At 73.2% G+C, this 12,664-nt stretch carries 13 protein-coding genes and 2 pseudogenes; 13 read left to right on the forward strand and 2 right to left on the reverse strand.

What is annotated here, in order from left to right:
* Nucleotides 1-34 precede the first annotated feature (34 nt).
* Nucleotides 35-1,225, forward strand: a complete 1,191-nt coding sequence (locus tag ACFYSC_RS26580; RefSeq protein WP_389966949.1) for an ROK family protein — start codon at nt 35-37, stop codon at nt 1,223-1,225.
* Nucleotides 1,226-1,292: 67 nt separating this feature from the next.
* Nucleotides 1,293-1,802: a VOC family protein gene (locus tag ACFYSC_RS26585; protein ID WP_389966952.1), complete on the forward strand. Its 510-nt coding sequence runs from the start codon at nt 1,293-1,295 to the stop codon at nt 1,800-1,802.
* Between the two features lie 35 nt (nt 1,803-1,837).
* On the opposite strand, the gene ACFYSC_RS26590 is transcribed toward ACFYSC_RS26585, so the two are convergent.
* Nucleotides 1,838-2,818, reverse strand: a complete 981-nt coding sequence (locus ACFYSC_RS26590) for a DMT family transporter (RefSeq protein WP_389966955.1) — start codon at nt 2,816-2,818, stop codon at nt 1,838-1,840.
* A gap of 247 nt (nt 2,819-3,065) precedes the next feature.
* On the opposite strand from ACFYSC_RS26590, the gene ACFYSC_RS26595 reads away from it, so the two are divergent.
* From ACFYSC_RS26595 to ACFYSC_RS26625, 7 genes and pseudogenes are all read left to right on the forward strand, one after another.
* Entirely contained in the window at nt 3,066-3,845 is a 780-nt protein-coding gene (locus ACFYSC_RS26595) for a hypothetical protein (RefSeq protein WP_389966958.1), read from the forward strand.
* Nucleotides 3,842-4,264: a phage holin family protein gene (locus tag ACFYSC_RS26600; protein ID WP_362939745.1), complete on the forward strand. Its 423-nt coding sequence runs from the start codon at nt 3,842-3,844 to the stop codon at nt 4,262-4,264. Before ACFYSC_RS26595 ends, ACFYSC_RS26600 begins: the two co-directional genes overlap by 4 nt.
* A pseudogene (locus tag ACFYSC_RS26605) lies at nt 4,240-4,320 on the forward strand (DUF3618 domain-containing protein); the annotation flags it as partial. The gene ACFYSC_RS26600 and the pseudogene ACFYSC_RS26605, both read left to right, overlap by 25 nt.
* A 45-nt stretch (nt 4,321-4,365) precedes the next feature.
* A complete protein-coding gene (locus ACFYSC_RS26610) occupies nt 4,366-4,914 on the forward strand; it encodes a hypothetical protein (protein WP_389967153.1) in 549 nt (182 codons plus the stop codon).
* 157 nt (nt 4,915-5,071) lie between these two features.
* On the forward strand, nt 5,072-6,112 hold the full coding sequence (locus tag ACFYSC_RS26615) for a YihY/virulence factor BrkB family protein (RefSeq protein WP_389966962.1): 1,041 nt from the start codon (nt 5,072-5,074) through the stop codon (nt 6,110-6,112).
* A gap of 87 nt (nt 6,113-6,199) precedes the next feature.
* A complete protein-coding gene (locus ACFYSC_RS26620) occupies nt 6,200-6,463 on the forward strand; it encodes a DUF2945 domain-containing protein (RefSeq protein ID WP_389966965.1) in 264 nt (87 codons plus the stop codon).
* 1 nt (nt 6,464) lies between these two features.
* On the forward strand, nt 6,465-6,794 hold the full coding sequence (locus tag ACFYSC_RS26625) for a DUF3140 domain-containing protein (RefSeq protein ID WP_389966968.1): 330 nt from the start codon (nt 6,465-6,467) through the stop codon (nt 6,792-6,794).
* A 163-nt stretch (nt 6,795-6,957) separates the two neighbouring features.
* Here ACFYSC_RS26625 and ACFYSC_RS26630 read toward each other — a convergent pair whose 3' ends face one another.
* Complete coding sequence (locus ACFYSC_RS26630; RefSeq protein WP_389966971.1) at nt 6,958-7,233, reverse strand: GlsB/YeaQ/YmgE family stress response membrane protein; 276 nt, start codon at nt 7,231-7,233, stop codon at nt 6,958-6,960.
* A gap of 337 nt (nt 7,234-7,570) precedes the next feature.
* Between ACFYSC_RS26630 and ACFYSC_RS26635 the strand changes: the two are divergent.
* The 4 genes and pseudogenes from ACFYSC_RS26635 to ACFYSC_RS26650 form a co-directional block, all read left to right on the forward strand.
* Nucleotides 7,571-9,124, forward strand: a pseudogene (locus ACFYSC_RS26635) (GH1 family beta-glucosidase); the annotation flags it as partial.
* Nucleotides 9,101-9,973: a LacI family DNA-binding transcriptional regulator gene (locus tag ACFYSC_RS26640; RefSeq protein WP_389967147.1), complete on the forward strand. Its 873-nt coding sequence runs from the start codon at nt 9,101-9,103 to the stop codon at nt 9,971-9,973. The pseudogene ACFYSC_RS26635 and the gene ACFYSC_RS26640, both read left to right, overlap by 24 nt.
* A 232-nt stretch (nt 9,974-10,205) precedes the next feature.
* Nucleotides 10,206-10,712 carry an SRPBCC family protein gene (locus ACFYSC_RS26645; protein ID WP_389966974.1) on the forward strand — a complete coding sequence of 169 codons (507 nt, stop codon included), beginning with the start codon at nt 10,206-10,208 and terminating at the stop codon, nt 10,710-10,712.
* A gap of 288 nt (nt 10,713-11,000) precedes the next feature.
* Nucleotides 11,001-12,470, forward strand: a complete 1,470-nt coding sequence (locus tag ACFYSC_RS26650; protein WP_389966976.1) for a DNRLRE domain-containing protein — start codon at nt 11,001-11,003, stop codon at nt 12,468-12,470.
* The last annotated feature ends 194 nt before the right edge of the window (nt 12,471-12,664 follow it).

Consider the following 12,664-nt stretch of genomic DNA (forward strand, 5'->3'; position numbering starts at 1 on the left):
GACGGGCCCCATGCCGGGTTCCGTGACGGGCCCCATGCCGGGTTCCGCGCCGGGCTCCGTGACGACGCGGGCCGTACGCCACGACTCGATGCGCGCCCGCAACCTCGCCGTGGTGCTGGGCGAGGTGCGCCGGAGCGGCCCGGTCACCCGGGCGGCGCTCGCCGAGATCACCGGGCTGACCAAGACCACGGTCTCCAAGATGGTCGGGGACCTGCTGGAGGCCGGGATGGTCGCCGAGTCGGCGGCGCCCCGCGACGGCGAGCGCGGCCGGCCCGGCACGGCCGTCTCCCTCAGCGGCGACCGGGTGGCCGCGCTCGGCCTGGAGATCACCGCCGGCCACCTGTCGGCCTGCGTGGCGGACCTCACCCTCGCGGTGCGGCTCCGTTGTGCACAGGCTGTGGACAACCGGTCCCGCCCTCCTGTGGAAACCATGGCCCATCTGCAAGAACTTGCCCACAGGGCTGTGGACGAAGCACGTACGGCGGGCCTGTCCGTCGTCGGCTCCACGCTCGCCGTCCCCGGGCCCGTGGACGGCGGGCTGCTGCACACCGCGCCCAACCTCGGGTGGCGCGGCGTCCGGGCCGGCGACCTGCTGGACTTCCCGGTCGCCGTGGAGAACGAAGCCAACCTCGCCGCCCTGGGCGAGCTGTGGTTCGGCGGCGGGCCCGGCGACTTCCTGCACGTGTCGGGGGAGACCGGCATCGGCGCCGGCCTGGTGGTCGGCGGCGAGCTGTTCCGCGGCGCGCACGGCCTGGCCGGAGAGCTGGGTCACGTGGTCGTCTTCCCCGACGGCCCGGACTGCCGCTGCGGAGGGCGGGGCTGCCTGGAACGGTACGCCGGTCAGGAGGCCCTGCTCCGCGCCTCCGGCGCCGCCGGGGTGCCCGAACTGGCCGACCGGCTCCGGGCCGGCGAGGCGGACGCGCTGCGCGCCTGCGAGCGCGCCGGACGGGCGCTGGGCGTCGCCCTCACCTCGGCGGTCAACCTGATGGACCCCGGGACGGTCGTGCTGGGCGGGATCTTCGCGCCGCTGTTCGAGTGGATCGCCGATCCGGTCCGCGAGGCGATGTCCACCCGGCTGGCCGGGATGCGCCGCTCCGTGCCCGAACTGGCGGTCTCCCGGCTCGGCGGCGACGCCGCGACCCTCGGCGGGGCCGGACGGGTCATCCACCGCGTCCTCGCCGACCCCGCCCCCCACCTCCCCGCCACCCGCCCGCTCGCCCCCTGACCCGCCGGGCGATCCTGAGCTTCGCGGAGGTAATCTGGTTGAAGGTTCAAATTCTTAGGAGAGAGCCATGCCCGTCCAGCGGCTCAACCACGCGGTCCTGTACGTGCGCGACGTCGAGCGCAGCGTCGCCTTCTACCGGGAGGCCCTCGGCTTCGAGGTCGTCATGGGCATGCGGGGCGCGGCGTTCCTGCAGGCCGCAGGCTCCGCCAACGACCACGACCTCGGCCTGTTCGAGGTCGGCGACCAGGCCGCCCCCTCGCCCGCCGGTCGCTCCGCCGTCGGGCTGTACCACCTGGCCTGGGAGGTCGACACCCTGGAGGAGCTGGAGCGGATCGCCGCCAAGCTGACGGAGCTGGGCGCCCTGGCCGGCGCCTCCGACCACTCCACGACCAAGGCCCTGTACGCCAAGGACCCCGACGGGCTGGAGTTCGAGGTGTCCTGGCTCGTCCCGGCCGCCCTGCTCACCGAGGAGACGCTGCGCGGACGCAGCCGCATCCGGCCGCTCGACCTCGCCGCGGAGAAGGAGCGGTACGGCGCGCACACCCGGGGCGGCGTCGGCGTCTCGACGCCGGCCTGACGGCTCGGGCCCCGGTCCCGGCTTGCCGCACCGGCTCAGGCCCCGATCCCGGTCCCGGTCTGTCGCACCTCAGCCCCGGCCCCGGCCGGGCCCCCTCGCGGTGGGACCCGTCCGGCGTCACCGCCCGGGTCCCGTCTCCGGGAGACGGCCACCCCCGCCAGGCACAGCAGCCCGCCGAGGAGGGACAGCCATCCGGGGATCTCCCCCAGCGCCGCCCAGGCCATCAGGACCACCAGCGCCGGGACGAGGTAGGTCGTGGCGCCCATCCTGCCCGCGGTGGTGCGGGCGAGGGCGTAGGCCCAGGTGGTGAAGGCCACCGCCGTCGGGAAGACGCCGAGGTACACGACGTCCAGGGTCGCCGCCAGCGGGGCCCTGGCGGCCTGCGACACGAGCTGCCCGGCGAACGGCAGGCACGCCGCCGTCCCGACGAAGCAGCCGAACGCGGTGACCTGGAGCGGTGAGGCGTGGCGCAGCGCGGGTTTCTGCGACAGCACGCCCACCGCGTACGTCACCGCCGCGGCCAGGCAGAGCAGGACGCCCGTCACCGACGCCCGCCCCTCGCCGGACATGGAGGCCCCGACCACGATCGCGCCGGTGAACGACACCGCCATGCCCGCCAGCAGGCGGGGCGGGAGTCCCTCGCCGAGCAGCCGGGCGCCGAGGAGCGCGATGAGCAGCGGGCCGATGTTCACGACCATCGCCGCGGTGCCCGCGTCGACCTCCTGCTCGCCCCAGTTCAGCGCGACCGTGTAGGCGCCGAACCACAGGATCCCCGAGACGAGGACGCCCGGCCAGGCGGCCCGCGGCGGCGGCCCTTCGCGCCGCGCCAGCAGGACGACGCCCAGCACCACCGAGCCCGCCAGCAACCGTCCCAGGGCGAGCGCCCCCGGGGAGAAGTACGGCGCCGCGCCGCGGATGCCGACGAACGCCGAGGCCCACAGCAGCACGGTTACACCGGCCGCCGCCATCGCGCGCCGGTCCAGCCGGTCCTGCGTGCCTTCCGTCCGGGTTGGCATGGTCTGTCTCATATGCGGCACCTTATGGCCCCCACTCTTCGGGCCGCGCCGAACCGTCGGCCCGCATGGAAGCCCGGGATATGGGAATGCGGATCCCTTTTGTGGTTTTTCGTGGTCGATGATGCCCGATACCGACCGTTCATGCCGAGGGGCAGGTCGAGAGCCCTTTATCGCCGTTTATGAATGTGTTGAATCGACGGGGGTAGCGGCGGTGTCACGGAAGACGCGCACGACTTTGGAGGCATCGGTGAACGAATTCCCAGCCGGGACGGGGGAGCGCTCCATGCCGGGCGACCAGCCCCACACGACGACCGAACACGCCAAGGCAGCCGTCGGAGAGGTGGCCGGGACCGCCAAGGACCAGACCCGCGCGGTCGCCCACGAGACCCGGTACCAGGCGCAGAACGTCGTCGGGCAGCTGCGTGACCGGGTCGGCGAGCAGAGCAGGCACCAGAGCCGGCGCGCCGCCCAGGGCATCCGCCAGTGGGCCGACGACCTCAGCTCGATGACCGAGGCCGCCAAGCCCGACTCCCCGGTGACCAACGCGGTGCACCATGTCGCCGGGACCGGCCGCCGCGCGGCCGACTACCTGGAGCAGGAGGGCCTGGCCGGGGTGGTCCGGGACGTCCAGAGCTTCGCCCGCCGCCGTCCTGGAGCGTTCCTCATGGGCGCGGTGGCCGCGGGCTTCCTCGTCGGCCGGATGGCCAAGGCGACGGCCGCCTCCCAGAACGACACCTCCGGCACGGCGTACCCCGGCGCCCAGGACGGCTACCGCCCGCAGCAGTACGCCCAGCCGTCGCAGCCGTACGGACAGCCCTCTGAGTCGTACACCCAGCCGACCGGCACGCAGTACCCCTCGGCCCAGCCGTACACCACGGACGGCACCTCCACCACCGCCGACCCCTACGGCTCGGCCGAGCCGTACCCGTCGTCCCCCTCGTCGGCCCAGACCCGGCCGACGACGCCGACGACGCAGTACCCGTCCGAGACCCCTCCCTCGACCCCCTGGGACGGTGAGCCACGGTGAGCTCGCCCGCCTACGAACCGGCCTCACCGGCCTACGAACCGGCCGAGCCGTCGCTGGGACAGCTCGTCGGCGAGGTCGGCGAGGACCTCTCCAAGCTCTTCCGCCAGGAGGTGGAGCTGGCCAAGGCCGAGATCCGCCAAGAGGCGGCCAAGGCCGGCAAGGCCGGCGGAATGCTCGGCGGCGCCGGGGTGGCGGGCCTGCTGGCCGCCCTCTTCGTGTCGCTGACGGTCATGTTCGGCCTGGGCGCCGTCATGCCCCTGGGCTGGGCCGCCCTGATCGTCGCGGTCGTGTGGGCCGTGGTCGGCGGAGTGCTGTACACCAACGGGCGCAAGCGGATGAGCGAGGTCTCCCCCAAGCCCGAGCAGACGGTCGAGACGCTCAAGGAGGATGCGCGATGGGCGCGGAACCTGACGAAATAAGAAGAGAGATCGCCGCCACTAGGGCGGAGCTGGCCGCCGACGTGAATCGGCTGGCCGACCGGACGAGCCCGTCGCGGATCATTCAACGGAGGACCGATCGCATGCGTGAGAAGCTCTACTCGGTGCGCGAGCGGGTGATGGGCACCCCGACCCACGCCGCTCACCAGGCTCGCTACCAGGCCGGGCACGCCGTCCACGGTGTCCGCGAGACCGCCGCCGACGCCGCCGGCACCGTCCGCGAGACCGCCGCCGGTGCCGCCGACACCGTCAGGCACGGCGCACAGCAGGCCACCGAGATGGTCCGCGAGGCGCCGGAGCAGGCGATGCGCGGCACCCAGGGCAACCCGCTGGCCGCCGGTCTGATCGCCTTCGGCGCCGGGCTGCTCGCCGCGGCCCTCATCCCGGCGACCGAGGCCGAGCAGCGGGCGGCCCAGCAGGTCAAGGAGCAGGCCGGCGACATGATCGAGCCGGTCAAGGAGGCGGTGCGCGAGTCGGCCCAGCAGCTGGGCGAGGAGGCCAAGCAGGTCGCTCAGGAGGCCGTCGGCCAGGTCAGGGACACCGCCGGTGAGGCGGCCAGGGCCACCGGCGACCACGCCCGCGAGCAGGCCCACCAGGTGACCGACACGGCCCGCTCCTCCCACGGGGTCTGACGGGCGCCCGGGAGGACGCCCGGCGAGGACGCCCGGGAGGGCGCCTGGTCAGGCGCCCGGGAGGACGCCTCATGAGTGAACGCCGTCGCCGCCGCCCTCCCCGGCAGGGGAGGGCGGCGGCGGGCAATCGTAAGCTGCGTCAAGAGAACGGTGCGCGATGATCCAGCACGACACCCCACGCCACGACGACCGGAACGCGGCCCGCGACCCCGGCACCGCGGACGGGCCGGCTCCCCAGAGCCCGTCCGAGCTTCCCAAGCGGTCGTGGTGGGGCGTGCTCAAGCGCACCGTCAAGGAGTTCCAGCAGGACAACCTCACCGACTGGGCCGCCGGGCTCACCTACTACGCGGTGCTGTCGATCTTCCCGGCGCTGCTGGCCGTGGTGTCCGTGCTTGGGCTGTTCGGCCAGAACACCACCAAGGCGCTCACCGACAACCTGAGCGTCATCGCGCCCGGTCCCGCCCGGCAGACCATCGACGCCGTGCTCCAGGCGCTCCAGGGCAACCAGGGCGCCGCCGGGATCACCACGATCCTGGGCATCGCCGTCGCCCTCTGGTCCGCCTCCGGATACGTGGGGGCGTTCATCCGGGCGGCCAACGTCATGTACGAGATGCCCGAGGGCAGGCCCGTCTGGAAGACCCTCCCGCTGCGGCTGGGCATCACCGCGGTCCTGGTGCTCCTGATGGCGGCCGGCTCGGTCTCCGTCGTGTTCACCGGGTCGCTCGCCCAGCAGACGGGGAGGCTCCTGGGCATCGGTGAGACCGCCCTGACCGTCTGGAGCATCGTCAAGTGGCCGGTCCTGGTGCTCGTCGTGGCGCTGGTCCTGGCCCTGCTGTACTGGGCGGCCCCCAACGTCTCCCACCCCGGTTTCCGCTGGATCACCCCCGGCAGCCTGCTGGCCGTCGTGCTGTGGATCGTCGCGTCCGCGGCGTTCGCGTTCTACGTGGCCAACTTCGGCTCCTACAGCAAGACCTACGCCGCCCTGGCCGGGGTCATCGTCTTCCTGATCTGGCTGTGGATCACGAACATCGCCGTGCTGCTCGGCGTGGAGTTCGACGCCGAACTCGCCCGCGAGCGCGCCATCGAGGCGGGCGTCCCGGCCGACGCCGAGCCGTACGTCGAGCCCCGCGACACCCGCAAGTTCGACGAGGAGGAGCGCGCGGAGGTCCGCAGGTTCGAGAAGCGGGAACGCGACTGACCCGGCGCGCCCCGGCCGGTGGGAAGGTATGGCGGCCCGTGCCGGTCCGTTGACCGTCCGGTCCGCCGGAAGGGGTACGGGTTCCGTATGCGCGAGGAGCACAGCGAGGAACACGGCTCGGGACAGGGCGGGGAACACGGCGCGGACGAGTTGTCCGTCGGTGACGAGGTCACCTGGAACAGCCACGGCTCCACCGTTTCGGGGAAGGTGGAGAAGAAGATCACTGAGAGGACGGAGGCCGCCGGGCGCGTCGTCGACGCCTCACCCGACGAGCCGCGGTACCTGGTCCGCAGCGACGAGAGCGGCAGGAGCGCCGTGCACCGGCCGTCGGCGCTGCGGAGGAGGGGCTGACATGGTCGCGGACCGGGAGCGGATCTCCGCCGAGTTCGGCGAGGCGGTCAACATGACCGCCGCCGAACTGGAACGCTGGCTGCGCACCTCCGAGTCCGAGGCCGCCGGCGACAGGTCAGGGGGCGGCGAGTCGACGGGACACGAGTCCGGCCGCCGCATCACCGAGATCCTCCGCAAGAAGAAGGGCGACCTGTCCGACGACGACTACGCCCACATGCGGAAGGTGACCGGGTACGTCCACCGTCACCTCGCGCAGCGCCCGTCGGGGGACGTCACGGACACCCGGTGGCGGCACTCCCTGATGAACTGGGGCCACGACCCGCTCAAATGACGCCCGCCGCCCCTCGACGGGCCGCCGTTCCTCGCCCGGACAGGCTTCCGACGGCACGGGCTTCCGACGGCACGGGCTTCCGACGGCACGGGCCGGGGACACGGCCGCTCGTGCGGCGTGTCCCCGGCCCGTGCCGGTCCCCGGGACGGCTTCGCCCGGGGCGTCAGCGGACGCCGCCGCGCCTGCCGTACACGCTGGCGATCAGGAAGACGCCCAGCGCGGCCACGACGACCTGAAGGATCAGTTCGATCCAGTCGATGCCGCTCGTCGTGCCGACCCCGATGGCCCTGGCGATCCCGGAGCCGATGAATGCGGCGATGATGCCGATCACGACCGTGAGCCAGATGGGGATGTTCTGCTTTCCCGGCAGGATGAGCCGGCCGAGAGCGCCGATGATGGCCCCGATGATGATGGCACTGATGATGCCGGTGACTGTCATGTCTCACACTCCCCCTGATCGCACGGCTTTTCCGCCGTACGCCCCCTGGAAGCCGTATGCCCGGCGCGGAAAGAACGACACATAAGACAGATCCTTCATTTAAATAATCCTTATTGATTAATCGCTTTTTCCACTCCATACGGCACCACGACGGCACGCGGTGGGAACGGCGGGCGCGGCGGGCCCCGAGGGCCGTGACGGGTCCCGCGCCAGGATCCTGAGGCCGCGGCGGTATCACCGTTCGACGCCGGGCACCCGCCACCCCGATGATTCAGGTGTCCGCGACGACGGGGACGGCGGCGGCGCCGTACCCTCACACGACAGGGGGCCGGTAACGATGACCGGGACGTTCACCGCCATCGCCGGGAGGACGCTGTCCTTCCCCGACGGCTTCGTCTGGGGGGCCGCGACCGCCGCCTATCAGGTCGAGGGGGCGGCGGAGGAGGACGGCCGCGGCAGGTCGATCTGGGACGTCTTCGCCCACACCCCCGGGCGCGTCGCGGGCGGCCACACCGGCGACATGGCCTGCGACCACTACCACCGCTACCGCGACGACGTCCGCCTGATGCGGGAGCTGGGCCTGGGCGCCTACCGCTTCTCGGTGGCGTGGCCGCGGATCCAGCCGACCGGCTCCGGCCCCGTCAACACCGCCGGGCTCGACTTCTACGACCGTCTCGTGGACGAGCTGCTCGCGGCCGACGTCTCCCCCTACGTGACGCTGTACCACTGGGACCTGCCCCAGGCGCTGGAGGAACGCGGCGGCTGGACGGACCGCGACACGGCCCACCGGTTCGCCGACTACGCGCGGATCGTGCACGACCGGCTGGGCGACCGCGTCGGCACGTGGATCACGGTCAACGAGCCCTGGGTGGCGTCCGTCCTCGGGTACGGCATCGGCGCGCACGCGCCGGGCCGCGCGTCCTGGCGGGACGCCTTCCACGCCTCCCACCACCTGCTGCTCGCCCACGGGCTGGGCGCCCGGGCGCTGCGCGACGCGGGCGCCCGGGAGATCGCCCTGACGCTGAACCTCGCCCCCGTGACGACCCCCGGACGGCTGGACGACCCCGAGGCGGCGCTCTCCGCCGAGGACGCCGCGGCGGTGGACCTCGTCGACTGCCTGATAAACCGGCAGTTCCTCGACCCGGTGCTGCGCGGGGAGTATCCCGCCGCCGTCCTGGACGTCATGGAGCGGGTCGCCGGCCTCGGGCACATCCGCGACGGCGACCTGGAGACCGTCAACCAGCCGCCCGACCTGCTCGGGGTCAACTACTACACCCCCTGCGTGGTGAGCGCCGAGCCGGGCGAGGCGGCCAACCCGGCCTATCCCGGCACCGAGGGCATCCGGTTCGGCGACTCCTACGCCCCCACGACCGCCATGGGCTGGCCGATCGTCCCCACGGGCCTCACCAGCCTGCTCGTCCGCCTCGCCCGCGACTACCCCGAGGCCGGTCTGCTCGTCACCGAGAACGGCGCCGCCTTCGAGGACACGGTCTCCGGCGAGCACGTGCACGACGCCGACAGGACCGCCTTCCTGGAGGGCCACCTGCGGGCCGCGCACGCCGCCGTCGACGCCGGAGCCGACCTGCGCGGGTATCTCGTCTGGTCGCTGCTGGACAACTTCGAGTGGGCCGAGGGGTACGGCAAGCGCTTCGGGATCGTGCACGTCGACTTCGTCACCCAGCGCCGGCTGCCCAAGGACAGCGCGCTGTGGTTCCGCGACGTCATCCGGAACAACGGGCTGCGCGCCGGGCGGGCCCGGCGTCCCACCCTGGAGGAGGTGGCCGCCCGGGCGGGCGTGTCCAGGTCGACCGTCTCCCGGGTGATCAACGGCGAGGCCGCGGTCAGCCCGGAGTTCCGGGAGGTCGTCATGAACGCGGTCACCGAACTCGGCTACGTGCCCAACTCGGCGGCCCGGAGCCTGGTGACCCGGCGCACGGAGTCGATCGCGCTGGTCGTCCCGGGCGGCGCCCGGGCGGGGGACCCGCTGTTCGCCGCGGCCGTGGACGCGGCGGGCCGGGAGCTGGAGCGGGCGGGCAAACGGGTCACGCTCATGTTCGCCGGCTCCCCCGCGGACCGGAGCCGGGTGGAGCGCCATCTGTCCGCTGGGCACGCGGACGGAGCCCTGCTGCTGCCCGCCCGGGTCTCCGATCCGCTGCCCGGCGCGCTGGCCGGGACGGGCGTCCCCGTCGTGTCTCTGGGCAGGCCGCCGGCCGCGGTGGCACTGCCGTACGCCGGGACCGACGACGCGGGCGGGGCCGCGGCGGCGGTCGGGCACCTGCTCGGCCGGGGACGGCGGCGGATCGCGACGATCCGCGGGCCGGTGGACCTCGCCGCCGCGAGGGACCGGTTCGACGGCTACCGGGACGCCCTGCGGGACACAGGGTTCCGGTCCGCCGACGCGGTCGGCGACCTCTGCCGCGCCTCGGGGGCCGCCGCCATGCGCGAACTGCTCACCGCGGACCCGTCGCTGGACGCGGTCTTCGTGGCCGGCGACCTGATGGCGGCCGGCGCCCTGCACGCGCTGCGGGAGGCCGGGCTGCGGGTGCCCGAGGACGTCGCGGTCGTGGGGTTCGGCGACGACGAGGACGCCGCCTACACCGTTCCCTCGCTGACCACGGTGCGCGTCCCGTGGGCGGACCAGGTCCTGGCGGCGGTGCGCCTGCTCCTGCGCCAGATCGGCGGCGGCCCCTCGTCCTCGATGATCCTCCCCACCGAACTGGTCGTCCGGTCCTCCTCCTGACCCCCGCCGGCACGGCGGGCCGCCCGGCGCGGCATCCCGGGGCCCGGAGCGGCGGTACGGCGAGGCGGGCCGCGACGCCACGGCGGGGCGGTCCGTCCTTCCCTACCCTTGACCGGGACAGGGGTGGGCACCGGCGGCCCGATCGTCCATCGTGTGAGGTGACGATGACGGAGTCGTCGGTGAGACCGGCGGCGGGCACCCGGCGAGGTGCCGCGAGCACGCGGAGGCGGGAATGGAAGACCACGGCGTCACGGGAGCCAGGGTGGAGATCGAGACCACCGTCGGCCTGCCTCCGGAGCGGTTGTGGGACCTCATCACGGACGTGCCGCGGATCGCCGACTGGAGCCCGGAGTGCGAGCACCTGGCCTGGCTGGACGCCGACGACGCCGCGCCGCGCGTCGGGGCGCGGTTCGAGGGGCGCAACCGCCGCCAGGACCGGGTGTGGACGGTGACGTCCGTGGTCACCGAGGCCGACCGCCCCCGCTCGTTCGCCTGGTCGGTGCTCGACCGCGCGGGCGACCCGGAGCGCCCCTCCTCCCGGTGGCGCTACGACCTGGAGCCGGCCGAGGAGCCGGGCCGGACCGTCGTGCGCCACAGCTTCGAGCACGGCCCCGGCAACAGCGGCCTGCGCGAGATGATCCAGGGCAACCCGGAGATCGCCTCGGTCATCCTCGACGTACGGCTGGGCGAGCTGCGCAAGCACATGACCGAGACCCTGGACGCGATGACCCGCGACTGAGCGCCGAGGCGCCATCGTCCCGAGCCCGTCCGGGCGTACCCGGGACCGCCGGGCACGTCCGCCGGAACCTCAGGCGTGCCAGGGACCGCCGGATCCCGGACGTGGAACGCGCCATGTCCGGGGTTCCGGCGTGCCTTTCACGACGGGTTTCAGCCTCCGCTGAAAAGCCTGTTCCGGTCTTCCCCGGCGTTGCTAGCGTGCCCCGGAACTCTCCGTCCCGGCACCGCCGCCGGCCCGTGCCGCGCGGCGGCTCACGCGCGGGACGGACCGGGAAACGAGGAGAGCAGTGTGCCGAAGGAAGACGACGATCGCCGGGAGAGCCGGCACGTGGGGATGCCACGGCGCGTCGCACGGGTGATCGCCCCGATCGTGATCGCCCTGTCGGTCGTCCCCGCGACGACCGCCCAGGCCGGGGCGGTCCCTCCCGCCCAGCGGCACACGAGCACGACGACCGCGACGGCGGGCGGCTCGGTGACCGTTCCGGCGAGCGCCGACACCTACGTCGTCCAGGAGCAGCCGGCCACGGCCTACGGCTCGGCCACGAAGATCACGGCGGCGAACTGGGCGAGCTGGCATTCCGAGGCGCTCGTCAGGTTCGCCGTACCGGCGACCCCCAAGGGGAAGACGATCACATCGGCGCGGCTGCAACTGGATTTCGCCAAGCTCGACCAGCAGCCCGGCGAGGTCCGCCTGAACACGGTCGCGGACGACTCCTGGTCGGAGGCCACGACCTACAGCGGCAGGCCGGCCCTCGGCGCGGCGGCCGGCAAGGCGCAGATCAGCTCGCAGGGCACCGAGACGATCTCCGTGAACGTGGCGCCCGAATCGCTGAGGGGTTCGAGCACCGTCTCCTTCGCGCTGACCGATCCGACCTCCGGCTCCGCGGCCTCCTTCCACAGCCGTGAGCACGGGGCCGACGGCCCGCGCCTGGTCATCGGCTACGGGGACACCGCCGCCGCAACGTCCCTGTGTGGCGCGTCGATCGGCAAGGAGGCGAACGAGACGCAGCAGCAGGCGTTCGACCGGATGAACAAACTCTTCGGCGGCCTCGACATGGTGCGGATCTTCTACACCGGCCTGCCCGACGCCTGGCCCGGGAAGCTGAACGTCGGCACCCGGCCGGTCGTCGTGTCGTTCAAGGGGAACGCGAAGGACCACCTCAAGGGAACCTACGACGCCCGGATGCGGGCATGGTTCGCCGGCGCACCGCGCGACCGCGATGTCTACTGGGTCTACTACCACGAGCCCGAGGACAACATCCGCGACGGTGAGTTCAGCGCGTCCGAGTACAGGGCCGCGTGGAAGCACCTGAGCGCGCTCGCCAAGGCGGCGGACAACCCGCGGCTGCACGCCACCATGGTCCTGATGCAGTGGAGCCTCACGGACGCGTCCGGCCGCGACTGGCGGGACTACTATCCCGGGGACGGGGTGCTCGACGCGCTCGGCTGGGACGTCTACAACCATCCCTCGGCGGCTTCCAAGGGTGTCTACACCGAACCGGCGAAACTGCTCGCCGAGATGGTGCGGGTCAGCGAGAGCGTGAACCTGCCGTTCGGCGTGGCCGAGATGGGCTCGGCGATCGCGAAGGGCGACGACGGCACGCGGCGCGCGGCCTGGATCCGCGCGATGAACACGTACCTGAAGGACAGCGGTTCGCTGTGGAATCTCTGGTTCAACGTGAACTGGCCGTCGGGTGACTACCGGCTCACCGACCCGGCCGGCATCGGCGCCTGGAAGGACTTCTGCGCGGAGAGCTGAGCGGTCTCCCCATGGTCTCCGCGCGGTGAGCCGGGAACCGGTCCGGGGTGCGCGCCGGGCCCGCGTCGCCGTACGCGGGCCCGGCGTCCGGCCGGGAGCACGCCGCCGCGGTCACCGCGTCTGAGGGCCGTACGGCCTGGGAGTGCCCCGCGGCGGCCGTCGCATCGAGGACCGTACGGCCGCGTCGGGACGTG

This window comes from Streptosporangium sp. NPDC004379, assembly GCF_042873875.1.
Classification (GTDB): domain Bacteria; phylum Actinomycetota; class Actinomycetes; order Streptosporangiales; family Streptosporangiaceae; genus Streptosporangium.

Bases quoted from the DNA above. Each gene is read 5' to 3' on its own strand.
- ACFYSC_RS26590 (WP_389966955.1), bottom strand. From the start codon at position 2,818: ATGCCAACCCGGACGGAAGGCACGCAGGACCGGCTGGACCGGCGCGCG.
- ACFYSC_RS26585 (WP_389966952.1), top strand. From the start codon at position 1,293: ATGCCCGTCCAGCGGCTCAACCACGCGGTCCTGTACGTGCGCGACGTC.
- ACFYSC_RS26580 (WP_389966949.1), top strand. From the start codon at position 35: ATGCCGGGTTCCGCGCCGGGCTCCGTGACGACGCGGGCCGTACGCCAC.
- ACFYSC_RS26645 (WP_389966974.1), top strand. From the start codon at position 10,206: ATGGAAGACCACGGCGTCACGGGAGCCAGGGTGGAGATCGAGACCACC.
- ACFYSC_RS26615 (WP_389966962.1), top strand. From the start codon at position 5,072: ATGATCCAGCACGACACCCCACGCCACGACGACCGGAACGCGGCCCGC.
- ACFYSC_RS26630 (WP_389966971.1), bottom strand. From the start codon at position 7,233: ATGACAGTCACCGGCATCATCAGTGCCATCATCATCGGGGCCATCATC.
- ACFYSC_RS26640 (WP_389967147.1), top strand. From the start codon at position 9,101: ATGAACGCGGTCACCGAACTCGGCTACGTGCCCAACTCGGCGGCCCGG.
- ACFYSC_RS26620 (WP_389966965.1), top strand. From the start codon at position 6,200: ATGCGCGAGGAGCACAGCGAGGAACACGGCTCGGGACAGGGCGGGGAA.
- ACFYSC_RS26610 (WP_389967153.1), top strand. From the start codon at position 4,366: ATGCGTGAGAAGCTCTACTCGGTGCGCGAGCGGGTGATGGGCACCCCG.
- ACFYSC_RS26625 (WP_389966968.1), top strand. From the start codon at position 6,465: ATGGTCGCGGACCGGGAGCGGATCTCCGCCGAGTTCGGCGAGGCGGTC.